Source organism: Nocardioides sp. YIM B13467, from assembly GCF_042788075.1.
Classification (GTDB): domain Bacteria; phylum Actinomycetota; class Actinomycetes; order Propionibacteriales; family Nocardioidaceae; genus Nocardioides.
In genome coordinates this window covers 3683939-3709397 of record NZ_JBHZPJ010000046.1, presented here as the reverse complement: position 1 = coordinate 3709397, position 25459 = coordinate 3683939, and the positions used below count along the sequence as shown (strand labels likewise).

Here is a 25459-nt window from a genome sequence, read left to right as displayed (position 1 = left end):
GTCAGGCCTCCACGAGAGTCAGGTCGGCGGGCGAGGAGAGGGTGCCGCGTACGGCGGTGGCGGCGGCCACCTCCGGCGAGACCAGGTGGGTGCGACCGCCCTTGCCCTGGCGACCCTCGAAGTTGCGGTTGGACGTGGAGGCCGAGCGCTCGCCGGGGGCGAGGGTGTCGGGGTTCATGCCCAGGCACATCGAGCAGCCCGCGCCGCGCCACTCGGCGCCGGCGTCGAGGAAGATCTTGTGCAGACCCTCCTCCTCGGCCTGGAGGCGCACCTTGGCCGAGCCGGGTACGACCAGGAAGCGGGTCCCCTCCGCGACATGGTGGCCCTGGATGATGTCGGCGGCCGTACGCAGGTCCTCCATGCGCCCGTTGGTGCAGGAACCGAGGAAGACGGTGTCGATGTGAACCTCGCGCATCGGCGTGCCGGCCTCGAGACCCATGTAGGTCAGGGCCTTCTCGGCCGCGATCTTCTCGTCGGCGTCCTCGAAGTCGTCGGGGCTCGGAACGGCGGCACCCAGCGGGACGCCCTGGCCCGGGTTGGTGCCCCAGGTGACGAACGGGGTGACCTCGGCTGCGTCGAGGACGATCTCCTTGTCGAAGACGGCGTCCTCGTCGGTGACCAGGGACTCCCAGTGCGCGACGGCCTGGTCCCAGTCGGCGCCCTTCGGAGCCTCGGGCTTGTCCTTGATGTAGGCGAATGTCGTCTCGTCGGGGGCGATCATGCCGGCCTTGGCGCCCCACTCGATCGACATGTTGCAGATCGTCATCCGAGCCTCCATGGAGAGCTCACGGATGGCCTCGCCGCGATACTCCACGATGTAGCCCTGGCCACCGCCGGTGCCGGTCTTGGAGATCAGGGTGAGGATCAGGTCCTTGGCGCTGACGCCGTCGGGCAGCGTGCCGTTGACCGTGACAGCCATGGTCTTCGGCTTGTCCTGCATCAGCGTCTGGGTCGCCAGCACGTGCTCGACCTCGGAGGTGCCGATGCCGAAGGCGATCGCACCGAACGCACCGTGCGTCGAGGTGTGCGAGTCACCGCAGACGATGGTCATGCCCGGCTGGGTGAGCCCCAGCTGCGGCCCGACCACGTGCACGATCCCCTGCTCGGCGTCGCCGAGCGGGTGAAGACGTACGCCGAACTCCTCGGCGTTCTTCCGCAGCGTCTCGACCTGGGTGCGGCTGACCGGGTCGGCGATCGGCTTGTCCCAGTCGAGGGTCGGTACGTTGTGGTCCTCGGTGGCGATGGTGAGGTCGGGGCGGCGCACCTTGCGGTTGGACAGGCGCAGGCCCTCGAAGGCCTGCGGACTCGTCACCTCGTGGATGAGGTGAAGGTCGATGTAAAGGAGATCGGGCTCTCCCGCGGTCGACCGGACGACATGCTCGTCCCACACCTTCTCCGACAAGGTCCTGCCCATGACACGTTCTCCATCTGGCATCTTTGGTCTGTAGTGGCCGGTGGCGGTTCGAGCGTTGAATCGCAATGTCAGATCCGCCACTTCCAGTCTGCTTCTCCGAGCGTAACGTTGCATCTCAGGTTCTGAGAAGTTAGTCTTGCGATATGGACAGTTCCAGCGGTGTGGGCGTGCTCGACAAGGCCGCCCTTGTGCTCACAGCTCTCGAATCCGGCCCGGCGACCCTGGCCGGCCTGGTGGCCGGGACGGGTCTCGCCCGCCCGACCGCACACCGTCTGGCGGTCGCCCTCGAGCACCACCGTCTGGTCGCCCGTGACATGCAGGGCCGCTTCGTTCTCGGTCCGCGACTGGCCGAGCTCTCCGCCGCCGCCGGCGAGGACCGGTTGCTGGCCACCGCCGGGCCCGTCCTGGCACGTCTGCGCGACATCACCGGTGAGTCGGCGCAGCTGTGGCGGCGCCAGGGCGACTTCCGTGTCTGCGTCGCCGCCGCCGAGCGCCCCTCCGGTCTCCGCGACACCATCCCCGTCGGCTCGCAGCTGACGATGCGTGCCGGGTCGGCCGCTCAAATACTGATCGCGTGGGAGGACCCGGAGCGCCTTCACCGCGGCCTGCAGAACGCCGCCTTCTCCGCCGCCGCCCTCTCCGGCATCCGCCGCCGCGGCTGGGCTCAGTCGATCGGCGAGCGCGAGGCCGGCGTCGCCTCGGTCTCCGCTCCCGTCCGCTCCCCCGGCGGCAAGGTCATCGCCGCCGTCTCCGTCTCCGGCCCCCTCGAGCGCCTCACCCGCCAGCCCGGCAAGATGCACGCGCCCGCCGTCCTCGCCGCCGCCGATCGGCTCTCGGAGTCGCTGCGGCGCGCGGCTGCGGAGTAACGACTGTCACTCCAGCCCCAGGAATACCCGGTTAACCGGGTATTCCTGCACTTCTCAGGTGTTGCAACGCCGGAGAAGTGCAGGTTTCACCGGTTAACCGGGTATCCCTGCAACACCTCAGCCACAGATCTCCCGCACCGCGTCCCGCACGGCCTTGAAGTCCTCCGTACGCGTCTGGTCCTCGGCCGAGGCGACGATCACCGCCACGCGGTAGTCGTCGAAGAGCGGGGGCTGGGCGTCCTCGAGGTCGCCGGTGACCAGCACGACGACTCCGGCCGCGGTGCTCTCGGCGAACCGCACCGACCAGGTCGGCTGCTGGAGCCCGCCGACGCGTTCGATCGTGTCCTTCGCCTCGTCGCTCGACACGTCGTGGTCACACCTGGCCTGGCCGTTGACCAGCAGCGCGTTCTCGGCCTCGCTCCGGCTCTCCCTGGTTGCGGGCTCCGCGGGTTCGGCAAGCTCCCCTGCGCCGCACGCGGCCAGGGCAGCCACGAGCGCGGCAGCCGCCACCGACGTACGCCACAACTGCGGTCTCGGACCCCACAACTGCAGTCTCGGCATCAGAAGAGGACGCCGCTCTCCAGGCCCAGCAGGGTCGTCTTGCGGTCCAGGCCACCGGCGTAGCCGGTCAGGGAGCCGTCCGCGCCGACGACACGGTGACACGGGATCACGATCGGGATGGGGTTCCTGCCGTTGGCGAGCCCGACGGCGCGGGCGCCGTGGCCGGTCAGCGACAGCCGGCCGGCGATCTGGCCGTAGGAGGCGGTCGTGCCGTACTCGATCTGCTGCAGCTGCTCCCAGACCCGCGTCTGGAACGCGGTGCCCGAGGGCGCCAGCGGGAGGTCGAAGGTCGTCCGGTCACCCTTGAAGTACTCGGCGAGCTGCCGGGCACACTCCAGCAACAGCGGATCCGAGTCGGACCGGTCCCCGAGCACCCGGCCCTTTGCATAGTCGGCCGGCATGAAGTCGATCGCGGTGATCGCGCCGTCGTGCGCGACAAGCCGGAGCTCGCCGACGGGTGAGTCGATGAGAGTCCACATCACAGTTTCTCCAAAGCAGTCAGTGAGGTCCACAGGTAGAGCAGGGCGTACGAGCGCCACGGCCGCCACGCGGCGACATCCGCCGCGGGCGCACCGAGCACTTCCAGCGCTCGTTTGATGCCGACATCGGTCGGCAGGAAGACATCGGGATGGCCGAGAGCACGCAGCGCGACGTAGTCGGCGGTCCAGGGACCGACCCCGGGCAGGCTGATCAGCTGCTCGTGTACGACGTCGCGGTCGGTGCCGCGGTCCAGCTGGAGCTCGCCGGAGGCGAGCGCCGCGGCCAGACCGGTGACCGCGCGCCCACGCGAGCGCGGCATCGGCATACCGGCCGGGTCGGCGGCGGCCAAGGAATCAGCGGACGGGAACAGATGGGTGAGGCCGTCGATGTCGGTCGCGATCGGGCGGCCGTGCTCGGCGACGATCCCCGCCAGCACGGTGCGCGCGCCGGCGACCGAGACCTGCTGCCCCACGATCGTACGCAGCGCGAGCTCGCCCCCGTCGACGGTGCCCGGCACCCTCAGCCCCGGCAGGGCCAGGGCCAGCGGGCCGATCACCTCGTCCCCGACGAAGACGTCGCCGACCGCACGCGGGTCGCAGTCGGCGTCGAGCAGCCGGCGGGCACGCTCGACGGCGGCGGTGGTGTCGCGCAGGTCGGCGAGCTTGAAGGTCGCGTGGACGAAGCCGGTCTCGCCCTCGGGGATGTCGGCGAGCTCGAGACGCAGCGTGCCGGGCCCGTTCGGCAGGTCGAGCGTGCGGGCGAACCATCGCCGCCCGCCGTCGACCCCGGCGACCTCGACCCCCGGCACCATGTGGTCGCGCAGGAAGGCATGTAGCGCCCGACCCGCGAACGGGGTCCGGACGGCGAGCCGCAGCGCGATCGTCCCGTCGGCCCGGCGCCGCGATCCGCGGCGACCGCGGAGCTCGGTCGGCGAGGCCGCGTAGACCTCGCGGACGGTGTCGTTGAACTGACGTACGCTCGAGAAGCCGGCCGCGAAGGCGATGTCCGCGAAGCCGAGCTCGGTGGTCTCGACCAGCGTCCGGGCGGTCTGCGCTCGGCGTGCTCTGGCCAGCGCCAACGGACCGGCGCCGAGCTCGGTGGTCAGCAGCCGGGTCAGGTGGCGCGGCGAGTAGCCGACCCGGCGAGCCAGCCCCTCGACGCCTTCCCGGTCGACGACGCCATCGGCGATCAGCCGCATCGCGCGCCCGGCCAGGGTCGCCGCCACGTCCCACTCCGGGCTGCCCGGGGTGGCATCGGGGCGACAGCGCTTGCAGGCCCGGTAGCCGGCCGCCTGAGCAGCCGCGGCGGTCCGGTGGAAGGAGACGTTCACCAGCGCCGGGGTCCGCGCCGGGCACGAGGGCCGGCAGTAGATCCCGGTCGAGGCGACCGCCGTGTAGAAGATGCCGTCGAAGCGCCGGTCGCGCGAACGAACAGCGCGGTAGCACGATTCGAAGTCGAGTCCGTTCACGCTCATCGTCCCATCCATGTCCACCATGTTGCCGCGTTCGGAACGAAATTACGCGCGGTTTTCGGACAGTGCCTTCCTCATGGTTTCACAATGCCGTTACCTGAAGCAGCAACCTCTCGGCTCACTGGCGCGTACAACCTGTGTGGGCTGCACACGCAGACGGTCCGCTCAGGCGGACGGGCGAGGGAGGGTGATGAGGACCGAAACGAGGTCGGGGACACGTACGGTCGTGCTCACCGTGGTGGTCACGATGCTGTTCCTGGCGGTCGGCACCGGGATCGGCACCTGGGCGTTCTACGACCACCTCAACCGCAACCTCGGCTCGGGCGGCGACATCCACCACCTCGTCGACGAGCCGGAGAACAAGGACGAGGGCCCCAAGCAGCCGCTCAACATCTTGATCCTCGGCACCGATGGACGTGACTGCGAGGGCTGCTCGATCGACGGCGAGGGTGGCTCCGGCGGCTCCGACAGCACCATCCTGCTGCACGTCTCCGCCGACCGGACCTCGGCCTACGGCGTCTCGATCCCCCGCGACGCGCTCGTCGATCGGCCGGAGTGCACCGCCCCGGACGGCACCACGATCCCCGAGGCGAGCGGCGTGATGTGGAACGAGGCCTACTCCCTGGGCGGCCCGATCTGCGCCGCCCGCCAGACCGAGCTGCTCACCGGGATCCCGATCGACCACTACCTCGCGCTCGACTTCGCCGGGTTCCGCGGGATGGTCGACGCCGTCGGCGGGGTCACGATCTGCATCCCGGAGGCGATCGACGACGAGGAGCACAACATCTTCCTGCCCGCCGGCACCCACAACCTGCGCGGCAAGCAGGCCCTCGACTACGTACGCAACCGCTCCTCGACCCCCAACGCCGACCTGGGCCGGATGCGACGTCAGCAGTACTTCCTCACAGCCCTCGCAACCAAGGTCCTCTCCGCCGGCACCCTGACCCGCCCGCGTCGCCTGGCCACGTTCGCGACCGAGCTCTCCAAGAGCATCACCACCGACATCGGCTCCGTCGCCGGGCTGGCCGACCTGGCCGGCGAGATGCGCGACCTGGATCCGTCGGGCATCGAGTTCGAGACCGTACCCAACCGGGCCTACCCCGCCGGCGACCCCAACTGGGGCCGTCTCGAGATCCTCCCGGAGGCCGACGAGCTGTGGGAGCGGATGCTCGAGGACCGTCCGCTCCATGATGCGACGGCCTCCGCCGCCCCTTCGCCCACGACCTCTGCCACACCGGGAAATCCCGAGGTCAGCGCCTCACCGGACGAGGTTCCGGCCGACTCGGTGAGCCCCGAGGACCAGGAGAAGGACGCCGCCGACAACGGCCTGTGCTCACCCGCCTGAATGTGATGTGATCCACTCTGGTCATGACCTACACCACGGTTCCCGTCGGGGTCGGTGCCCTCACCTTCGATCAGGTAGTCGCCGTCGCCCGTCACAACACCCCCATCACCCTCACCGACGAGTCGCTGACCGCGATGGCCACGAGCCGCGAGCTCATCGAGTCGCTGGCTCACGACACCCGGCCCCACTACGGCATCTCGACCGGGTTCGGCGCCCTGGCCAACACCTCGATCCCGCCTGAGCACCGCGCGCAGCTGCAGGCCTCGCTGGTCCGCTCGCACGCGGCCTCATCGGGAGCGGAGATCGAGAAGGAGGTCGTACGCGGCCTCATGCTGCTGCGCCTCTCGACCCTCGCCACCGGGCGGACCGGTGTGCGCCCCGAGGTCGCCCAGACCTACGCCGCGCTCCTGAACGCCCAGATCACGCCGGTGATCGGTGAGTACGGCTCGCTCGGCTGCTCCGGCGACCTGGCCCCGCTGGCGCACTGCGCGCTCGCGGCGATGGGCGAAGGAGACGTACGCAACGCCGACGGCGACCTCGTCTCCGGCGCCGACGCGCTGGCGGCCGCCGGGATCACCCCGGTGCAGCTGCGCGAGAAGGAGGGGCTGGCGCTGATCAACGGCACCGACGGGATGCTGGCGATGCTCGTCCTGGCGCTCGCCGACCTCGACGATCTGGTCGCCACCGCCGACATCGCCGGAGCGCTCAGCATCGAGGGCCTCCAGGGCACCGACAGCGTCTTCGCCGAGGACCTCCAGGCCCTGCGGCCGCACGCCGGCCAGGCGACCTCGGCAGCCAACATCCGTGCCGTCCTTGCGGGCAGCGGCATCGTCGCCGACCACCGCGGCACCGGGTTCACCCGGGTGCAGGACGCCTACTCGTTACGCTGCGCGCCCCAGGTCCACGGCGCGGTGCGCGACACCATGGCCCACGCCGCCCGGGTGGCCGAGACCGAGCTCGCCAGCGCCGTCGACAACCCGGTGGTCACGCTCGACGGCCGGGTCGAGTCCAACGGCAACTTCCACGGCGCACCGATCGGCTACGTACTCGACTTCCTGGCGATCGCCACCGCCGACCTCGCCTCGATCTCCGAGCGCCGCACCGACCGCTTCCTCGACAAGTCGCGCAACCACGGGCTGCCGCCGTTCCTGGCTCACGACCCAGGCGTCGACTCCGGGCACATGATCGCGCAGTACACACAGGCCGGCATCGTCTCCGACCTCAAGCGGCTCGCCGTCCCGGCGTCGGTCGACTCCATCCCCACCTCCGCGATGCAGGAGGACCACGTCTCGATGGGCTGGAACGCCGCCCGCAAGCTCCGCCGCGCGATCACCGGGGCTCAGCAGGTCGTCGCCATCGAGATCCTCACCGCCGCCCGAGCGATCGACATGCGCGCACCCGAGCGTCCCGGCCCGGTGGGCGCCGCGCTGGTCGAGGAGGTCCGCAAGCTGGTCCCCACGCCCGGCCCGGACCGGTTCCTGGCCCCGGACATCAGGTCGGTCGTCGGCCTCGTCGCCGACGGCACCCTTCTTTCCCGTGCGCGCTCGCTCACTTCAGTGATGTGATGAGCGACATGAGCGAACCACGCACTGTCCGCGCACCGCGCGGCCCCGAGATCACCGCCAAGAACTGGCAGACCGAGGCCGCCAAGCGCATGCTGATGAACAACCTCGACCCGGAGGTGGCCGAGCGCCCCGACGACCTGGTCGTCTACGGCGGCACCGGCCGCGCCGCGCGGTCCTGGGAGGCGTACGACGCCATCGTCCGCACCCTCGACGAGCTCGAGGCCGACGAGACGCTGCTGGTGCAGTCCGGCAAGCCGGTAGGCGTCTTCCGCACCCACGAGTGGGCACCCCGGGTCCTGATCGCCAACTCCAACCTCGTCGGCGACTGGGCGACGTGGCCGGAGTTCCGGCGGCTGGAGTCGCTCGGCCTGACGATGTACGGCCAGATGACCGCCGGCTCGTGGATCTACATCGGCACCCAGGGCATCCTCCAGGGCACCTACGAGTGCTTCGCCGCCATCGCGCGGAAGCGCTTCGGCGGCACACTGGCCGGCACCTTGACCCTGACCGGCGGCGCCGGCGGCATGGGCGGCGCCCAGCCGCTCGCAGTCACGCTCAACGAGGGGGTCGTGATCGTCGTCGACGTCGACGCGTCCCGCCTCCAGCGCCGTGTCGACCACGGCTACATGGACACCGTCGCCGCCTCCCTCGACGACGCGTTGGCCCAGGCCGAGGAGGCCAAGAAGTCGCGTACGCCGCGCTCCATCGGTCTCGTCGGCAACTGTGCCGCGGTCTTCCCGGAGGTCCTGGCGCGGGGGGTCGAGGTCGACATCGTCACCGACCAGACCTCGGCGCACGACCCGCTCTCCTACCTCCCGCTGGAGTACACGGTCTCGGAGTGGGCGGAGCGTGCCGCGGAGGACCCCGACGACTTCACGGAGAAGGCGCAGGCCTCGATGGCCAAGCACGTCGAGGCGATGGTCGGCTTCATGAGCCGTGACGCCGAGGTGTTCGACTACGGCAACTCGCTGCGCGAGGGCGCCCGTCTGGGCGGGTTCGCGAACGCGTTCGCCTTCCCCGGCTTCGTCCCCGCCTACATCCGCCCGCTCTTCGAGGAGGGTCTGGGCCCGTTCCGCTGGGCGGCGCTCTCGGGTGACCCCGAGGACATCGCCAAGACCGACCGGGCGATCGTCGAGCTCTTCCCCGAGAACGAGGGCCTCAAGCGCTGGATCACCCAGGCGGGCGAGAAGGTGCACTTCGAGGGCCTGCCGGCGCGGATCTGCTGGTTGGGCTACAAGGAGCGCCACCTCGCCGGGTTGAAGTTCAACGAGATGGTCGCCTCCGGGGAGCTCTCGGCGCCGGTCGTGATCGGTCGCGACCACCTCGACTCCGGCTCCGTGGCCTCGCCCTACCGCGAGACGGAGGCGATGAAGGACGGGTCCGACGCGATCGCCGACTGGCCGCTGCTCAACGCGCTGCTCAACACCGCCTCCGGCGCGAGCTGGGTGAGCATCCACCACGGCGGCGGCGTCGGCATCGGCCGCTCCATCCACGCCGGTCAGGTGTGCGTCGCCGACGGCACTCCGCTCGCAGCGGAGAAGATCGAGCGGGTNCCCCCCCCCCCCCCCCCCCCCCCCCCCCCCCCCCCCCCCCCCCCCCCCCCCCCCCCCCCCCCCCCCCCCCCCCCCCCCCCCCCCCACGCCATTTGTGCGGTTTCGGCCAGGAGTCACCAGCCGGGCGGGAGGCGGTGGTCCCAGAGGGCGGCGTCCTCGATCTGGGCAGAGAGGGAGAGCAGGAGGGACTCCTCGGCGGGGCGGGCGGCGAGCATGACTCCGACCGGAAGCCCGGACGGGGTCCAGTGGAGAGGCAGGGAGATGGCGGGCATGCCGGTGACGTTCCAGGCGGAGGTCCAGGGGGTGAACTCCTTCTGCGCCTGGAAGTCGCCCGCGGGGTCGGCGTCATCGCGGATCTCGCCGACCTTCGGCGGCGGGGTCGCCAGGGTCGGGGTGAGCACGGCGTCGTAGGGCGCCAGCGCCTCCAGCGCCCCGGCGGCGAACCGGCGCAGCTCGGCGATCGCCAGCCCGAACTCCGGCCCGCTGACCGCCTCCCCCCGCTCGGTGAGCCAGCGGGTCAGCGGACGGATCTGAGCCCGCTGGTCCGGGGTGAGGTTGACCACCGACATGGCGGTCCCGACGGCCCAGACCGTCTCGAACACCGCGACCGCCTCGACCGGCAGCGGCCGCGGGATGTCGACGATCTCGTGGCCCAGCGACTCCAGCAGCGACGAGGCGTTCTCCCAGGCGGCGACGCACTCCGGGTCGACCGAGGTCGGGGCGATCAACGGCTCGATGAAGCGGGCGATGCGCAGCCGACCCGGCGGCCGCTCGCACGCGTCCAGGAACGGAAGCGGCTCGTCAGGAGCCCAGAACGGATCACCCGTACGCCGCCCCGCGAGCACGTCGAGGAAGGCCGCCGCGTCCCGCACCGAGCGAGCGATCGGACCGGCGGTGGCGAGTCCGGCAGCGTCGCCGTACATCGGCGCCGGAGAGATTCGCCCGCGCGTGGGCTTCAGCCCGACCAGCCCGCAGCACGAGGCCGGGATCCGGATCGAGCCGCCACCGTCGGAGCCCTGCGCGACCGGCACCAGCCCGGCGGCGACCGCCGCGGCAGCACCTCCGGAGGAGCCGCCGGCGATCCGCGTACGGTCCCAGGGGGTGACGGCGGGCGGTGCCACGTCCGGCTCGGTGTAGCAGGGCGAGCCGAACTCGGGGGTGTTGGTCTTCCCTAGCGAGATCATCCCCGCAGCCTCGATGGACAAGGTGACGTTGTCGGACACGTCAGGGACGAACGAGGCGAAGGCCGCCGACCCGAAGGTCGTACGCACCCCGCGGGTGAGGTTGAGGTCCTTGATCGCGGTGGGTACGCCCCACAGCGGTGAGGCGCCGACCGGCTTGACCGCGAGCTCACGAGCGCAGGTCGAGATCCGCTCCTCGGCCACGGTGACGAAGGCGCCGACGTCGTCGAGCCTGGCGATCCTGTCGAGGTAGTGCTCGGCGAGCTCTCCCGGGGAGACCTCGCATCGATGGAGCAGCTCTCCCTGTTCCAGGGCGGTCAGATCATGAAGCTCGGCCACCCCTGCAGACTAGTGGCCCGAGCGCCACTCGTCCTCGAGCATCGCGTAGTGCACCAGTGTCGTCCACTCGCCCTTGAACCACTCGGCCTCACGCTCGACCGCTTCCTTCCGCATCCCGAGCCGCTCGATCACCCGCGCCGAGGCGGTGTTGCGGTCGTCGACCCTGGCGGTCACCCGGTGCAGGCCGAGCCCGTCGAACGCCAGGCCCAGAAGCGCCCGTGCGGTCTCGGTGGCGAAGCCGCGGCCACTGAACTCGGGGTTGAAGGCATAGCCGATCTCCCCCGACCGCTGCTCCTTGCTGTGCCAGAAGAGCACCACGTCGCCGATCAGCCGGCCCTCGTGCTCGACGGCGAGACAGAGCACCTCACCCTCGCGGCGCAGGACGGAGAGACGCCTCTCGGGTGCGTACGCCTTTCGCAGCTGCTCGCGGTCACGCGGAACCGGCGGGATGTAGCGGCACACCTCCTCGAGCGAGAGATAGGCGTGCAGGTCGTCGAGGTCGCGCTCGACGTCGATCGGCCGCAGTGACAGCCGCTCGGTGGTGATCGGGTAGTCCGGCGCCAGGACGGGCTCACCCAGCTCCTGGAAGACGCTCAGGTGCAGGTCGGCGGGGCCGTCGAGGCGCGCGTTGAGCGACTCCCACGGAGTGCGGGTCGGTGGCGAGACGAGCGCGGCACCACCCTCCACGAGCCGGGAAGCGACACCGGCGGAGTCGTCGACCTCGAACGCCACGCGCACATGCCCGGCCACCGGGCGCCCGACCTCGACCTCGTCGATGTAGGCGTGCTGGGCGGGGTTGGCGAGCTCGAGCGTCGCCCGGCCGGCATCGAGGATCGTCACCTGGGCGCCGCCCGGACCTTCGATCGCGGCCTGCTCGGGAAGGCCGAGGGTGTCGCGGTAGAAGGCCACCGCCTCCTCGTAGTCCTTCGCCTCGACCACCAGACGGAGCTGCTTCACGGGTCCACTCATGCGGGCAACGTACGGCCGAATCGCCCATCACGCACGCGATAAATCACCAAGCGCAGGTCTCCCCCCGCAGAGACCTGCCCTCGTGGTGCTGCAGGTTGGGGCTCAGGCAGCGGCGGGCTGGCGCTGCGCGCCTCGCTCGCTCGCTCGGCACGAGCACACGAGCAAGCTCGGCGCTCGGCCTCGCTCGTTACGCCTGGAAGCCCGCGAGCTTCTCGACGGCCTCGCGGAAGCGGGCCTGGGCCTCGGCGTCGGTGAAGACGTCGATCTCGTGGACCGGCTGGGAGACGATGGCGTCCTCGACGACGATGGCGCCGCCGATGCCGGCCGAGCGGGCGGCGTCGGCGTGGGACCACTTGGCGCCGTAGGGGGTCGGGGCGACACCGACGACCGAGAGGATCTTGCCCTTGAGCACGCCGGCGGCGTAGGGGCGCGAGAGCCAGTCGATCGCGTTGTTGATGACGGCGGGCATCGTGCCGTTGTACTCCGGGGTCACGATGAGGACGCGGTCGGCCTCGTCGATCACCTTGCGGAGCTGGCTCACGGCCTCGCCCGGGTCGGCCTCGAGGTCCTCGTTGAAGAACGGCACGTCCGCCAGCCCGTCGACGATCTCCAGGACGACACCATCAGGCGCCTCGGCGACCAGCTTCTCGGCGAGCTTGCGGTTGATGGAGTCGGCGCGCAGGCTGCCAACGAGTACGGCGATACGGGTGTCGGTCACGGGTTCTCCTCGTAGGACGCGGATAGTTCAATGTTGAAGTGTTCAACGCCCGCGTCCGGGGGATTCATTCCGTGACAGCGGCCTCCGAAGGTGTGGTCTCGCCCACATGCCGGCGCAGACCGAAGGTGAGCCCGTCGACCAGCGCCTCCCACGACGCCTCGATCACGTTCGACCCGACCCCCACCGTCGTCCACGACGTCGAGCCGTCAGAGGTCTCGATCAGCACCCGCGTCCTCGCGTCGGTGCCGTGTCCCTGGTCGAAGAGCCGTACCTTGAAGTCGATCAGATCGAAGTCGGCGACCACCGGGAAGGCACGCGTGATCGCGGCCCGCAGCGCCTGGTCGAGCGCGTTGACCGGGCCGTTGCCTTCGCCGGTCTCGACATGCCGTACGCCGTCGGCGTGGATCTTCACGATCGCCTCTGTGGTCGAGCTGGTCTCCGGGCCGCCACCGCGGGCCTCGGAGATGACCCGCCAGGACTCGACGTCGAAGAAGGACGGCCGGGCGCCCTCGACCTCCTCGATCAGGAGCAGCTCGAAGGAGGCATCGGCGGCCTCGAAGGTGTAGCCACGCTGCTCGGCCTCCTTGACCCGCTCGGTCACCCGGGTCACCAGGTCGCGGTCGTCGGAGAGGTCGTAGCCGAGCTCGCGCCCCTTCAGTTCGATCGAGGCCCGCCCGGCCATGTCCGAGACCAGCAGCCGCATGTCGTTGCCGACGCCGGCCGGGTCCATGTGCTGGTAGAGGTTGGGGTCCACCTTGATCGCGGAGGCGTGCAGCCCGGCCTTGTGGGTGAACGCGGAGGCACCGACGTAGGGCTGCCGGCCCGCGGGCGGCACGTTGGTCACCTCGGCCACCGCGTGGGCGACGCGGGTCGCCTCGCCGAGCAGGCCCGTCGGCAGCACCTCGCGGCCCAGCTTCAGCTGCAGGTTGGCGACCACCGAGACGAGGTCGGCGTTGCCCGTACGCTCCCCGTAGCCGTTGATGCAGCCCTGGACGTGCATCGCGCCGGCGTCCACGGCGGCCAGCGAGTTGGCGACCGCGCACCCGGTGTCGTTGTGACAGTGGATCCCCACCGCACCCTGGGTGGCGCCGCGGACGTCGTGGACGACGTCGGCCACCCAGCCCGGCAGCATCCCGCCGTTGGTGTCGCACAGCGCGACCACGTCGGCACCCGCCTCGTAGGCGGTCTTCAGGACCTCCAGCGCGTAGTCGCGGTTGGCCCGATAGCCGTCGAAGAAGTGTTCGGCGTCGAGGAAGACCTGCTGGCCCTCCTCGCGCAGGTGGGAGACCGTGTCGCGGATCATCGCGATGTTCTCCTCGAGCGTGGTGCGCAGCGCGAGCTCGACATGTCGGTCGTGGGACTTGGCGACGAGGGTGACGACCGACGCCCCGGAGTCGCGGAGCGCGGCGACCTGGGGGTCGTCAGCAGCCCTCACGCCGGCCCGGCGGGTGGACCCGAACGCCGCCAGCCGCGCGTGCTTGAGGTCGAGCTCGGAGACGGCCCGCTTGAAGAACTCGGTGTCCTTCGGGTTCGCACCTGGCCAGCCGCCCTCGATGAACCCGACGCCCAGACCGTCGAGGTGCCGGGCGATCGCGAGCTTGTCGGCGACGCTGAGGTTCAGGCCCTCCTGCTGCGCACCGTCGCGCAGGGTGGTGTCGTAGACGTGGAATTCCATGGCTCTGTGTCCTCGGGTCCTCGGGCTGGGCTGGGCTGGGCAACAAAAAACCCTCTCGGGAACGAGAGGGTGGCGCGTCGGGCAAGGCTCGACGCGCTAGCGAATGATGATGACGTACGTCGTCATAGCCCTGATACTGCCACGAAATCTTTCTCCATGGGACGGGCGTCTCACCAGCCGAGGAGCTCGACCCACCACGGCTCGTCGCCACCGGAGAACTGCGAGCCCTCCTCGGCGAGGGTCTGGATCGGGAAGAGCGCCAGGGTGATGACCACGGCGAACCCGAGGATCCACGGCACCCATCGCGCCGAGATCCGGTGGACCGCCTTGGTCACCGGGTCCCGCAGCCGGTCGCGCCCGGAGCCGGTCCACAGCGCGACGACGAACGCCAGGCCGGCGAGCCCCAGCGCCGCCTCGAGGGAGAGCTGCAGGGCGAAGCCGATCAGCACCGCCGCCACCACGAACCCGAAGCCCCACACCCCGACGACGAACGTCTTCGGGAGCGAGCGGACCAGCCGCCACGGGGCGCCGATCAGGAGCCGGGGCGCGTCATGCCACTTACGACCGCGATACCACCGCCATCGACGCAGATCACCGGCAGCCAGCGTGCCCGCGCGGATCACCCACGCCGCGCCGAGCACTGTCCAGAAGCCAACGCTCGGGAAGGCGGCGATCAGGCCGACGGCGAAGGCGAGCAGACCGAGCCAGATCGCCCCACGGCGCAGCTTCTCCAGGCCGCTGTCCTTGCGCGGCCCGAGCTGACGGACCGGGGGGAACGGTGCGGCCGGAGTGGTGGCCTTCTCGCGCTCGGCCCGGTCGCTCAGCGAGAGCTGCTCGACCGGCCGGTGCACGAACGGCCGGCGCGGCGTACGCAGCCACTCGCGCACCTCGTCCAGCGTCGGCCGGTCGGCGGGGTCGGGTGAGAGCGCCTGGCCGAGCAGCCCGCGCAGCGGCTGCGGCACCCCCTCGAGGTCGTGCTCACCGCGCCGGGCGCGGTCCATCAGCTTCATCGAGTTGCCCTCGCCGAAGGGCGGGCGGCCGGTCGCTGCGTACGCCACCACGGAGGCCCACGAGTGCACGTCCGAGGCCGGGGTGGCCGGGTCGCCGACGGCGATCTCGGGCGGAAGGTAGCCGGGCGTGCCGATCAACAGGCCGGTCACGGTGATCTTCGGATCGTCGGCGACGCGGGCGAGCCCGAAGTCGATCAGGATCGGGGTGCGCCCCTCCATGATGATGTTGGCCGGCTTGATGTCGCGGTGGAGGACGCCGACGGCGTGGCAGTCGGCGATGCCCTCGGCCAGGTCGCTGGCCAGCTGCTCGACCTCCTCGCGCGAAAGCACGCCCTCGTTGACGATCTTGTCGTGCAGCGTCGGCCCAGGGACGTAGCGGGTCGCCAGCCACGGCACCTCACCCCACGGGTCGGCGCCGACCACGCCGGCCACCCACCTGCTCCGCACCCGCTGCAGCGAGGAGACCTCGCGCGCGAGCCGATGGCGGCCCTCCTCATCCCCCACGAACTGGGTACGCAGCACCTTCAGCGCCACCCGCTCACCGCTCGTGCGGTGGCTGGCCAGATGGACCCGCCCCATCCCGCCCTGCCCCAGCAGAGAGAGCAGGTCGTAGTCACCAACGGTGTCCCGTTGGGTCGCCGGCAGACGGCGAGGGGCTGTCGTCACGAGACAAACCTTATCGGCCGCAGCCGACACCGGCCGAGGCGTCACCCCCGTCGGCCGAGACGTCTCTCCCGTCGGCCGACATGGCACCGATCTGCCATGTCGATTCGCGGGAGTGACGCCTCGACCTGCGTACGTGACCTCTCGGCCGACGTCTTCGCTAGACGATCTTGCGCATCCAGCCGAAGGTGTCCTCGGCCCGGCCGAACTGGATGTCGACGAGCTGCTTGCGGATGGTCTTCCAGACCTCGCCCTCGCCGGCGGAGGCGATGGAGCCGCCGTTGTAGACGAGCTCACCGACGGGGGTGACGACGGCGGCGGTGCCGCAGGCGAAGACCTCGGTGATCTCGCCGGACTCGACGCCGGCCTTCCACTCGTCGATGGCGAACTTGCGCTCCTCGACGGTGTAGCCGAGCTTGCCCGCGAGCTCGATGATGGAGGCGCGGGTGATCCCCTCGAGGATCGTGCCGGTCTCGGGGGTGACGATCCGGCCGTCGGCGTGGACGAAGTAGAGGTTCATGCCGCCGAGCTCCTCGACGTACTTGCCCTCCTGCGCGTCCAGGAAGACCACCTGGTCGCAGCCGTTGGCCGAGGCCTCGGCCTGGGCGACCAGGGAGGAGGCGTAGTTGCCGCCGGTCTTGGCCGCGCCCATGCCGCCGCGGCCGGCGCGGGTGTAGTCCTCGGTGAGCCAGATCCGCACCGGCTTCACGCCACCCTTGAAGTAGGAGCCGGCGGGCGAGGCGATGACCATGTAGGTCACGTGCTGGGCCGGGCGCACGCCGAGGAACGCCTCCGAGGCGAACATGAAGGGCCGCAGGTAGAGGCTCTTCTCGTCGGTCTCGGACGCCTCGGGCACCCAGCGCTGGTCGACCTTGACGAGGTCGAAGACGGTCTGCACGAAGTCCTCGATCTCGAGGACGGGCAGCGCGAGCCGCTCGCTGGAGCGGGCCATCCGGGCGGCGTTGGCCTCTGGCCGGAACGACCAGATCGAGCCGTCGGCGTGCCGGTAGGCCTTCATGCCCTCGAAGATCTCCTGGGCGTAGTGCAGCACGGCTGCAGACGGGTCCAGGCTGATCGGGGCGTACGCCTCGATGCGACCGTTGTGCCAGCCCTGTTCGGGCGTCCACTCGACGGTGAGCATGTGATCGGTGAAATGGTTGCCGAAGCCTGGGTTCGCCAGGACCTCCGCGAGCTGCTTGTCGGTGGCCGGTTGGGTCGACAATGTGGTGCTGATCTCCATGACCATGAGATTAGTCCTGTTCTGCGAGAGAGACGTAAGTGATGAGGACAGACGAAGGGCCGGGCGCAGAAACTCTGCGCCCGGCCCCTTGGGGATGAGCGTCTAGCCGGCTACGCGGGCGGCGATCGCGTCGCCGACCTCGGAGGTCGTACGTGGCTCGGAACCGCGCTCGGAGAGGTCGGCGAGCACGGCGGCGTCGATGGTGGCGGCAGCCTCGGGGTGACCGAGGTGCTCGAGCAGAAGGGCCCCGGACAGGATGGCCGCGGTGGGGTCCGCCTTCTGCTGGCCGGCGATGTCGGGGGCGGAGCCGTGGACCGGCTCGAACATCGAGGGGAACTCCCGGGAGGAGTTGATGTTGCCGGAGGCGGCCAGGCCGATGCCGCCGGTGATGGCAGCGGCGAGGTCGGTGATGATGTCGCCGAAGATGTTGTCGGTGACGATCACGTCGAAGCGGGCCGGGTCGGTGGCGAGGAAGATCATCACCGCGTCGATGTGGAGGTAGTCCACGGTGACGTCGGGGAACTCCTCGGCGACCTGCTGGGTGATCCGCCACCACAGCGAGCCGGCGTTGACGAGCACGTTGGTCTTGTGGACCAGGGTCAGCTTCTTGCGCGGGCGCGCCTGGGCGCGGGCGAAGGCGTCGCGTACGACCCGCTCCACGCCGTAGGCGGTGTTGACCGAGGTCTCGGTGGCGACCTCGTGCGGGGTTCCGACCCGCATCGCGCCACCGTTGCCGACGTAGAGCCCCTCGGTGCCCTCGCGCACCACGACGAAGTCGATCTCGCCCTTGTCGAGCACGGCCGGCGACAGCGGGGAGATCGCCCCCGGGAAGAGTCGCGACGGGCGCAGGTTGACATAGTGGTCGAGCTCGAAACGGAGCTTGAGCAGCAGCCCGCGCTCCAGGATGCCGGGAGGCAGGTTCGGGTCGTTCGGCTTGCCGCCGATCGCGCCGAGCAGGATGGCGTCCTGCTCCTTGATCTCGGCGAGAACGGACTCGGGGAGCACCTCACCGGTGGCGAGATAGCGCTCGGCGCCGAGGTCGTAGCGGGTCTGCTCGAACTTCACCGGAGAGGCGATCTCGAGCACCTTCAGCGCCTCGGCGGTCACCTCCGGTCCGATGCCGTCGCCGGGGATCACTGCGAGGTTGGTCGTAGACATACGGCGAGACTAGTTGTCGTCGGGCAGCTGGCCGCCGTTGTCCCGCAGGTCGAGCGCCTGCTGCACCGCAGCGATGGTGTTCTCGACGCTGTGCGGGTTGTCGGGGTCGTGGCTCGCCGGGCCCCACTCGCGGCCCCACTTGTTGTGATCGGCGGGGCTCTCCGGATACATCGCGTACATGACTTCTTCCTTCACACTTCGGGTAACAGAGGGTGTGGGAGAGAAGCCGGGGTCTTTAGAAGACGGAAGCCACCGCGACGAGGTGGCTTCTCCTGCGGTCGTTACCGCCGGGCCCCGTCGCGGCACTCGAGTACGAGAAAAATGCTCCGCATGGTGTTCTGACGTTAACCCGGCAGACGCTTCCAGAGAGCAGATCTGGACGAATGGTCCGCCATCCGAGACACCCGTGCGCGCGCTCACACGCGATATCGGGAAGACTGGCCCTTGTGAGTGCACCCCCAGAGCTTCCCGACATCGTGACCCGCGCCTTCGATGTCTCCCGCCGCGCGGGCTATGTGTCGTTCTGCCGCAACGAGACCGGGCGGCTGCTGGCGACTCTGGCGGCCACCCGGAGCGGCACGATGGCGGAGTTCGGCACCGGGTGCGGCGTCGGCACCGCCTGGCTGCGAAGCGGCGTACGTGGCGAGGCCGCCCACATCGTCTCCGCCGAGCTCGACGAGCACCTCGCCAAGGAGGCCGCCGAGATCTTCGCCGACGACTCGCAGGTCGAGGTGATCGCCGCCGACTGGGGCATCCTGCGCGACCGCGGCCCGTTCGCGCTGCTCTTCCTCGACGCCGAGACCCCCGGCGGGGTCTCCCCCGACCAGCTCTCCGACCTCGTCGAGGAGGGCGGCATCGTCGTCATCGACGACCTCATCCCCACCGACCTGTGGCCGCCGATCGTGTACGGCCGGGTCGACAGCCTGCGTGAGTCCTGGCTCACCGACGAGCGCTTCACCACCGTCGAGGTCATGGTCGCCGCCGACACCAGCGTCCTGCTCGCCACCAAGCGCTAGGTCCTTCCGGCCCGGCGGCTCAGATCGCGCAGCCGTCGGGACCGCAGGCGTCGCCGTCGCCGACGATGGTGAGCGCCGTCTTGGTCTCGGCGTGCACCTTCTCCAGGAGCTGGCTGAACAGGTCGGTCGGCTGGGCGCCGGAGACGCCGTACTTCCCTTCGACGACGTAGAACGGCACCCCGGTCGCGCCGTAGGCGCGGGCCTGGTCGATGTCGGCCTGCACGTCGCCGGCGAACTCGTCGCTCGCGAGCACCTCGTCCACCCGGCCGGCGTCGAGGCCGACGTTCACCGCGGCCTGCTTCAGGACGGCGTGGTCGCCCATCGACTCACCGCGGGTGAAGTACGCAGCGAGCAGCTCCTCCTTGAGCACGGCCTGCTTGCCCTCGGCCTTGGCCAGGTGGAGCAGCCGGTGGGCATCGATGGTGCGCGCGTGCGGGGTGTCCTCGTGACGGAACTCGAGCCCGGCCGCGGCGGCGGGCACGTTGGCCTGCTTCATCATCTCGCGGGCCTGGTCGACTGAGGCCCCGAACTTCTTCGCCAGGGCCTCGACCGTGGTCTCGACGGGCACCTGCGGCGCGCTCGGGTCGAGCTCGAAGGAGTGGTAGACGATCTCGACGTCGTCGCTGTGCTCGAAGCGTTCCAGGGCTTCCTCGAGGTGGCGCTTGCCGATGTAGCACCAGGGACAGACAACGTCGGACCAGACATCAATACGCATGCCCTCAGAACGTTTCGTTCGGTACGAAACATTCCGCAGCGGACTGATCTACCCCGAGGCGGTCTCAGGGGAGATCAGGGGAAGGTCCAGGCACCCGCCAGGGATCTGCCCGACGCGCCCGAGGGGCGCCTGGCACCAGGCTCGGAGCATGATCCAGATCGATGCCCTCTCCAAGAGGTACGGCAGGTTCACGGCCGTCGACAACGTGACCTTCACCGCCGAGCCCGGTCGGGTGACCGGCTTCCTCGGCCCCAACGGCGCCGGTAAGTCCACGACCATGCGCATCCTGGTCGGACTCACCGATCCGTCCTCCGGCAGCGCCCACCTGCTGGGCCGCCACTTCTCCCAGCTGCCCAACCCCGGTCGCGAGGTCGGGGTGCTGCTGGACGCCTCCGCCCAGCACGGCGGCCGCACCGGCCGCGAGATCCTCACCCTGGCCGCCCGCACCATGGGGCTGCCGAAGTCCAGCGTCGCCGAGACCCTCGACCGGGTGAGCCTGACCGAGGAGGAGGCCGGGCGTCGCGTACGCAACTACTCCCTCGGGATGCGGCAGCGGCTCGGCATCGCGACAGCCCTGATCGGCGACCCCGAGGTGCTCATCCTCGACGAGCCGGCCAACGGCCTCGACCCGGCCGGCATCCGCTGGATGCGCGACCTGCTGCGAGGCTTCGCCGACGACGGCGGCACCGTGCTGCTCTCCTCGCACCTGCTGCACGAGATCGAGGTGATCGCCGACGACATCGTGGTCATCGGCAACGGCCGGATCGTGGCGCAGGGCACCAAGCAGGAGCTGCTCGCCAGCGGCGAGACGTACGCCCGTTCAAGTGATCCCACCTCGCTCGGCCGGGCCCTCCAGCGGGCCGGCCACACCGCCGAGATCACCACCGAGGGCGCCGTCCGCAGCGACGCCGACCTCGCCACCGTCGGGCAGATCGCCTTCGACACCGGGCTCGTGCTGACCGAGCTCCGCGCCGCCGACGGCACCGGCTTGGAGGAGATGTTCCTCCAGCTCACCGCCGAGACCCAGCGCGACCACCTCGAGAACCCGGAAGGGAAAGCAGCGTGACCACCACGACCCTCGCCCCTGAGCCGGCCACCCCAGCCGCGGTACGCCGCGAGCGGGCCGTGCCCGCCCCGATCCCCTTCGGTCGCATCGCCGGCATCGAGCTGCGCAAGATGTTCGACACCCGATCCGGGTTCTGGCTGATGGCAAGCCTGGTCGTGCTCGCCCTGGCCGCGACGGCCGCGATGATCATCTTCGTGGATGCCGGCGACCTCGACTACGAGAGCTTCGCCACCGCCTGGGGAATCCCGATGTCGGTGATCCTGCCGATGATCGCGGTGCTCGCCGTCACCAGCGAGTGGAGCGCCCGCACTTCCCTGACCACCTTCACCCTGGTCCCCGGACGAGGCCGCGTCATCGCCGCGAAGGCGCTGGTCACCGCCGTGGTCGGCGTCGTCTCCATCGCGGTCGCGGCGGTCGTCGGTGCGCTCGGCTACCTCGGCGCCGCAGCCGTCCTGGACCTCGACGCGGTCTGGAACCTCTCCTTCGGCGAGCTCGCGCGAGTCACCCTGGTCCAAGAGATCGGGATGTTCATGGGCTTCATGCTCGGCATGGTCTTCCGCAGTTCCCCCGGAGCCATCGTCGCCTTCTTCGTCTACTCACTCGTCCTCCCCACCGTCTCCTCGGCCCTGGCGTCGACCAACACCTGGTGGGCCGAGCACGCCAACTGGTTCGACCTCAACTGGGCGACCATGAACCTCTACTCCGAGACGACCGCCAAGATGTGGGCGCAGCTGGGGGTCGCCAGCCTGATCTGGCTCGTGATCCCGACACTCGTCGGCCTCCGCCTCGTGCTGAAGTCCGAGGTCAAGTAACCCGCCGAGTCGGCGCAAGCTGACCACAAATCCAGCCGAGTCGGCGCGTTAGAACGCGCCGACTCGGCTTGGGTTTGACGAACAGCGGGTCAGCGGGCGGCTGAGCCTTCGGTGTAGTCGTCGTCGGACTGGCTCCACGAGAAGTGGGCGCGCAGGGCCTTGCCGGTGGCCTCGATCGGGTGACCGGCCTCCTCCTCGCGCAGCTTCTGGAACTCAGCCGCACCGTTGTCCTGGTCGGCGATGAAGCGGGCGGCGAAGGAGCCGTCCTGGATCTCGGCGAGCACCTGCTGCATGGTCTCCTTGACCTGCGGGCCGATGACGCGCGGGCCGGAGACGTAGTCGCCGTACTCGGCGGTGTCGGAGATCGACCAGCGCTGCTTGGCGATGCCGCCCTCCCACATCAGGTCCACGATGAGCTTGAGCTCGTGGAGCACCTCGAAGTAGGCGATCTCGGGCTGGTAGCCGGCCTCGGTCAGCGTCTCGAACCCGGCCTGGACCAGGTGGGACACGCCGCCGCAGAGCACGGCCTGCTCGCCGAAGAGGTCGGTCTCGGTCTCCTCGGTGAAGGTCGTCTTGATGACACCGGCGCGGGTGCCGCCGATGCCCTTGGCGTACGACTTCGCGAGGTCCCACGCGGAGCCGGAGGCGTCCTGCTCCACCGCGATGATGTCCGGGATACCGCGGCCGGCGACGTACTCACGACGGACGGTGTGGCCCGGGGCCTTCGGGGCGACCAGGATCACGTCGACGCCCTCGGGCGCCTTGATGTAGCCGAAGCGCACGTTGAAGCCGTGGCCGAAGACGAGGGTCTTGCCGGCGGTCACGTGGGGCGCGAGCTGGTCGTTGTAGAGACCACGCTGGTGCTGGTCGGGGGCGAGGATGACGATCACGTCGGCCTCGGCGGCGGCGTCGGCCGGCGCGAGGACCTTGAAGCCCTCCTCCTCGGCCTTGGGGGTCGACTTCGAACCGGGCTGCAGGCCGATGCGCACGTCCACACCGGAGTCGCGCAGGTTGAGCGCGTGGGCGTGGCCCTGGCTGCCGTAACCGATGACGGCAACCTTCTTCGCCTGGATCAGCGAGAGGTCGGCGTCGTCGTCGTAGAAAATCTCAGCCACGAGGGCTTCTCCTTAGAGGTTGTGTTTGTTGGGGTTCAGACCGCGGAAGGCGGAGCGGGCACTGCCACGGATCGCAGGCTGCGCTCGGAGATCGACCGGGAGCCGCGGCCCATGCCGACCATGCCGGACTGGGAAAGCTCACGGATGCCGAAGGGCTCGATGACCCGGAGGAAGTCGTTGAGCTTCCCGGTGTTGCCGGCGAGCTGCACGATGACGGTGTCGGTGGACACGTCGACGACCTTTGCCCGGAAGAGCTGGATGGTGTCGAGCACCTGGCTGCGGGTCTCCGTGGTGGCGGTGATCTTGACCAGCATGAGGGCGCGCTGAACGCGCGTCTCAGGCTCGAGCTCGACGATCTTGATCACCTCGACCAGCTTGTTGAGCTGCTTGGTGACCTGCTCGAGGGGGGTGTTCTCGAGATTGACCACGACCGTCATGCGGGAGAGCTCGTCGTGCTCGGTCGGCCCCACCGCAAGGGATTCGATGTTGAAGCCGCGGCGCGAGAAGAGCGCGGCCACGCGGGCCAGGACGCCGGGCTTGTTCTCGACCAGGACGCTCAGCGTGTGCTTGCCCCCGGTCTTCACGGGCTGGATGCTCATCAGAGGTCGTCCTCGTCGAACTCGGGCGCGAGGTCGCGCGCGTACTGGATCTCGTCGTTGGAGGAGCCGGCGGCGACCATCGGCCACACCATGGCGTCCTTGTTGACCCGGAAGTCGACGACGACGGGCATGTCGTTGATCTCCATGGCCTTCTCGATGGTGGCGTCGACGTCGTCGGCGGAGTCGCAGGCCAGGCCGACGCAGCCCATGGCCTCGGCCAGCTTGGGGAAGTCAGGGATGCGCTTGGGCTGGCCGTGGGACTGCAGGTTGGTGTTGGAGTAGCGCTCGCCGTAGAAGAGCGTCTGCCACTGGCGCACCATGCCGAGGTTGTCATTGTTGATGATCGCGACCTTGATCGGGATGCCCTCGATCGCGCAGGTGGCCAGCTCCTGGTTGGTCATCTGGAAGCAGCCGTCGCCGTCGATCGACCACACCGTGGAGTTCGGGCAGCCGACCTTCGCGCCCATCGCGGCCGGCACGGAGTAGCCCATCGTGCCGAGACCGCCGGAGTTGATCCAGGTGTTGGGGTGCTCGTAGCCGATGAACTGCGCGGCCCACATCTGGTGCTGGCCGACACCGGCGGTGAAGATCGTCTCCTCGCCGGAGATCTTGCCGAGCCGCTCGATGACGTACTGCGGCGAGAGGCCCTCGGCGGGGAGGTCGTAGCCGAGCGGGTACGCCTTCTTGATCCCGGCCATGAACGCGACCCAACCCTCGTAGTCGCCCTCCTTGCCAGCTTCCTTCTCGGCGGTGAGCACCGCGATCAGGTCGGTGAGGACCTCACGCACGTCACCCACGATCGGGACGTCGGCGTAGCGGTTCTTGCCGATCTCGGCCGGGTCGATGTCGGCGTGGATCACCTTGGCGTTGGGGGCGAAGGAGTCCAGGTTGCCGGTGACGCGGTCGTCGAAGCGGGCGCCGAGGCTGATGATCAGGTCCGACTTCTGCAGTCCGGCGACGGCGGGGACGGTGCCGTGCATGCCCGGCATGCCGAGGTGCTGCGGGTGGGAGTCGGGGAAGGCGCCCCGCGCCATCAGGGTGGTCACGACCGGGATCCCGGTGAGCGTGGCCAGCTGCAGCAGCTCGCGGTGAGCGCCGGAGCGGATGGTGCCGCCACCGACGTACAGGACCGGCTTCTTGGCCTCCAGCATCAGGCGCGCCGCCTCGCGGATCTGCTTGGCGTGCGGCCTGGTCACCGGGCGGTAGCCCGGCAGGTGGAGCTCGGTCGGCCACCGGTAGGTGGTGGTGGCCTGCAACGCCGACTTGGTGACGTCGACGAGGACCGGACCCGGCCTCCCGGAGGAGGCGAGGTGGAAGGCCTCAGCGACCCGCAGCGGGATCTCCGCGGGGTCGGTGATGAGGAAGCTGTGCTTGGTGACCGGCATCGTGATGCCGCGGATGTCCGCCTCCTGGAAGGCGTCGGTGCCGATCATCGCCGCGCCGACCTGGCCGGTGATGGCCACCATCGGCACGGAGTCCATGTTGGCGTCGGCGAGCGGGGTGACCAGGTTGGTCGCGCCCGGGCCGCTGGTGGCCATGCAGACCCCGACCTTGCCGGTCGCGGCGGCGTAGCCCTGGGCGGCGTGGCCGGCGCCCTGCTCGTGACGTACGAGGATGTGGCGGATCTTCGAGTCCATCAGCGGGTCGTACGCCGGAAGGATCGCTCCTCCCGGAATGCCGAAGATGTTCTCGGCCCCCGCTGCTTCCAGCGACTTGATCAGGCTCTGTGCGCCTGTCATCTGCTCGCTCATGTCCGCCGTCCTACTCATCGGAGCTTCTTCTCATGGGATCTCGTGGGCTGCTTGTGCACGGGTTGCTTGTGCAACAAAAAACCCTCCGGCCCGGCGGGCAACGGAGGGAGACGCGTCGTCTGGGGCCAGTGGCTCCTAGGCGACGCGCCTGATAAGTACGAGAATGCTGTTCAGCAT

At 69.9% G+C, this 25459-nt stretch carries 22 protein-coding genes and 1 pseudogene; 7 read left to right on the top strand and 16 right to left on the bottom strand.

What is annotated here, in order from left to right; translation table 11 throughout:
- Position 1: 1 nt before the first annotated feature.
- Positions 2-1414 carry a 3-isopropylmalate dehydratase large subunit gene (leuC, locus tag ACFX43_RS24915; protein WP_378837050.1) on the bottom strand — a complete coding sequence of 471 codons (1413 nt, stop codon included), beginning with the start codon at positions 1412-1414 and terminating at the stop codon, positions 2-4.
- 143 nt (positions 1415-1557) lie between these two features.
- Between leuC and ACFX43_RS24910 the strand changes: the two genes are divergently transcribed.
- Entirely contained in the window at positions 1558-2280 is a 723-nt protein-coding gene (locus tag ACFX43_RS24910; protein ID WP_008358359.1) for an IclR family transcriptional regulator, read from the top strand.
- 117 nt (positions 2281-2397) lie between these two features.
- Here the strand turns inward: ACFX43_RS24910 and ACFX43_RS24905 are convergent, their stop codons facing one another.
- From ACFX43_RS24905 to ACFX43_RS24895, 3 genes are read right to left on the bottom strand one after another with little or no spacing between them, the layout of a single operon-like run.
- The gene (locus ACFX43_RS24905; protein ID WP_378837045.1) at positions 2398-2841 is read right to left on the bottom strand and encodes a hypothetical protein; all 444 of its coding nucleotides are present in this window, start codon (positions 2839-2841) and stop codon (positions 2398-2400) included.
- A complete protein-coding gene (locus ACFX43_RS24900; protein ID WP_378837039.1) occupies positions 2841-3320 on the bottom strand; it encodes a methylated-DNA--[protein]-cysteine S-methyltransferase in 480 nt (159 codons plus the stop codon). The genes ACFX43_RS24905 and ACFX43_RS24900 overlap by 1 nt, the downstream gene beginning before the upstream one ends.
- Positions 3320-4795, bottom strand: coding sequence for an Ada metal-binding domain-containing protein (locus tag ACFX43_RS24895; protein ID WP_378837034.1), 1476 nt, complete (start codon positions 4793-4795; stop codon positions 3320-3322). Before ACFX43_RS24895 ends, ACFX43_RS24900 begins: the two co-directional genes overlap by 1 nt.
- Before the next feature lie 187 nt (positions 4796-4982).
- Here ACFX43_RS24895 and ACFX43_RS24890 point away from each other — a divergent pair, with 187 nt between their 5' ends.
- The 3 genes and pseudogenes from ACFX43_RS24890 to ACFX43_RS24880 all read left to right on the top strand — a co-directional run.
- Positions 4983-6137, top strand: coding sequence for an LCP family protein (locus tag ACFX43_RS24890; protein ID WP_378837029.1), 1155 nt, complete (start codon positions 4983-4985; stop codon positions 6135-6137).
- A 17-nt stretch (positions 6138-6154) separates the two neighbouring features.
- Entirely contained in the window at positions 6155-7702 is a 1548-nt protein-coding gene (gene hutH / locus ACFX43_RS24885; RefSeq protein ID WP_378841118.1) for a histidine ammonia-lyase, read from the top strand.
- Positions 7703-7710: 8 nt separating this feature from the next.
- A pseudogene (locus tag ACFX43_RS24880) lies at positions 7711-9252 on the top strand (urocanate hydratase); the annotation flags it as partial.
- Between the two features lie 116 nt (positions 9253-9368).
- Here the strand turns inward: ACFX43_RS24880 and ACFX43_RS24875 are convergent.
- From ACFX43_RS24875 to ACFX43_RS24840, 8 genes are all read right to left on the bottom strand, one after another.
- The gene (locus tag ACFX43_RS24875; protein WP_378837024.1) at positions 9369-10775 is read right to left on the bottom strand and encodes an amidase; all 1407 of its coding nucleotides are present in this window, start codon (positions 10773-10775) and stop codon (positions 9369-9371) included.
- A 9-nt stretch (positions 10776-10784) separates the two neighbouring features.
- Entirely contained in the window at positions 10785-11744 is a 960-nt protein-coding gene (locus ACFX43_RS24870) for a GNAT family N-acetyltransferase (protein WP_378837020.1), read from the bottom strand.
- Positions 11745-11931: 187 nt separating this feature from the next.
- Positions 11932-12462 (bottom strand): NADPH-dependent FMN reductase, encoded by a 531-nt coding sequence (locus ACFX43_RS24865; protein WP_378837014.1) that lies wholly within the window; start codon positions 12460-12462, stop codon positions 11932-11934.
- 64 nt (positions 12463-12526) lie between these two features.
- Positions 12527-14137: a citramalate synthase gene (gene cimA, locus ACFX43_RS24860; RefSeq protein WP_378837009.1), complete on the bottom strand. Its 1611-nt coding sequence runs from the start codon at positions 14135-14137 to the stop codon at positions 12527-12529.
- A 170-nt stretch (positions 14138-14307) separates the two neighbouring features.
- Positions 14308-15813: a protein kinase gene (locus ACFX43_RS24855; RefSeq protein ID WP_378837005.1), complete on the bottom strand. Its 1506-nt coding sequence runs from the start codon at positions 15811-15813 to the stop codon at positions 14308-14310.
- 157 nt (positions 15814-15970) lie between these two features.
- The gene (locus tag ACFX43_RS24850; protein ID WP_378836993.1) at positions 15971-17050 is read right to left on the bottom strand and encodes a branched-chain amino acid aminotransferase; all 1080 of its coding nucleotides are present in this window, start codon (positions 17048-17050) and stop codon (positions 15971-15973) included.
- Positions 17051-17152: 102 nt separating this feature from the next.
- Positions 17153-18208, bottom strand: coding sequence for a 3-isopropylmalate dehydrogenase (locus ACFX43_RS24845; protein WP_378836979.1), 1056 nt, complete (start codon positions 18206-18208; stop codon positions 17153-17155).
- Positions 18209-18217: 9 nt separating this feature from the next.
- The gene (locus tag ACFX43_RS24840) at positions 18218-18388 is read right to left on the bottom strand and encodes a hypothetical protein (protein WP_355230687.1); all 171 of its coding nucleotides are present in this window, start codon (positions 18386-18388) and stop codon (positions 18218-18220) included.
- A gap of 266 nt (positions 18389-18654) precedes the next feature.
- On the opposite strand from ACFX43_RS24840, the gene ACFX43_RS24835 reads away from it, so the two are divergent.
- Complete coding sequence (locus tag ACFX43_RS24835) at positions 18655-19224, top strand: class I SAM-dependent methyltransferase (protein ID WP_355021027.1); 570 nt, start codon at positions 18655-18657, stop codon at positions 19222-19224.
- Positions 19225-19243: 19 nt separating this feature from the next.
- Here ACFX43_RS24835 and ACFX43_RS24830 read toward each other — a convergent pair whose 3' ends face one another.
- Positions 19244-19939: a DsbA family oxidoreductase gene (locus tag ACFX43_RS24830; protein WP_378836971.1), complete on the bottom strand. Its 696-nt coding sequence runs from the start codon at positions 19937-19939 to the stop codon at positions 19244-19246.
- Between the two features lie 148 nt (positions 19940-20087).
- On the opposite strand from ACFX43_RS24830, the gene ACFX43_RS24825 reads away from it, so the two are divergent.
- Positions 20088-21005: an ABC transporter ATP-binding protein gene (locus ACFX43_RS24825; protein WP_378836968.1), complete on the top strand. Its 918-nt coding sequence runs from the start codon at positions 20088-20090 to the stop codon at positions 21003-21005.
- Positions 21002-21817, top strand: coding sequence for an ABC transporter permease (locus tag ACFX43_RS24820; protein WP_378836962.1), 816 nt, complete (start codon positions 21002-21004; stop codon positions 21815-21817). Before ACFX43_RS24825 ends, ACFX43_RS24820 begins: the two co-directional genes overlap by 4 nt.
- 89 nt (positions 21818-21906) lie before the next feature.
- Here the strand turns inward: ACFX43_RS24820 and ilvC are convergent, their stop codons facing one another.
- From ilvC to ACFX43_RS24805, 3 genes are read right to left on the bottom strand one after another with little or no spacing between them, the layout of a single operon-like run.
- Positions 21907-22932 (bottom strand): ketol-acid reductoisomerase, encoded by a 1026-nt coding sequence (gene ilvC, locus ACFX43_RS24815; RefSeq protein ID WP_378836956.1) that lies wholly within the window; start codon positions 22930-22932, stop codon positions 21907-21909.
- 35 nt (positions 22933-22967) lie between these two features.
- The gene (ilvN, locus tag ACFX43_RS24810) at positions 22968-23531 is read right to left on the bottom strand and encodes an acetolactate synthase small subunit (RefSeq protein WP_141792540.1); all 564 of its coding nucleotides are present in this window, start codon (positions 23529-23531) and stop codon (positions 22968-22970) included.
- Complete coding sequence (locus tag ACFX43_RS24805; protein WP_378836949.1) at positions 23531-25282, bottom strand: acetolactate synthase large subunit; 1752 nt, start codon at positions 25280-25282, stop codon at positions 23531-23533. The genes ilvN and ACFX43_RS24805 overlap by 1 nt, the downstream gene beginning before the upstream one ends.
- Between the last annotated feature and the right edge of the window lie 177 nt (positions 25283-25459).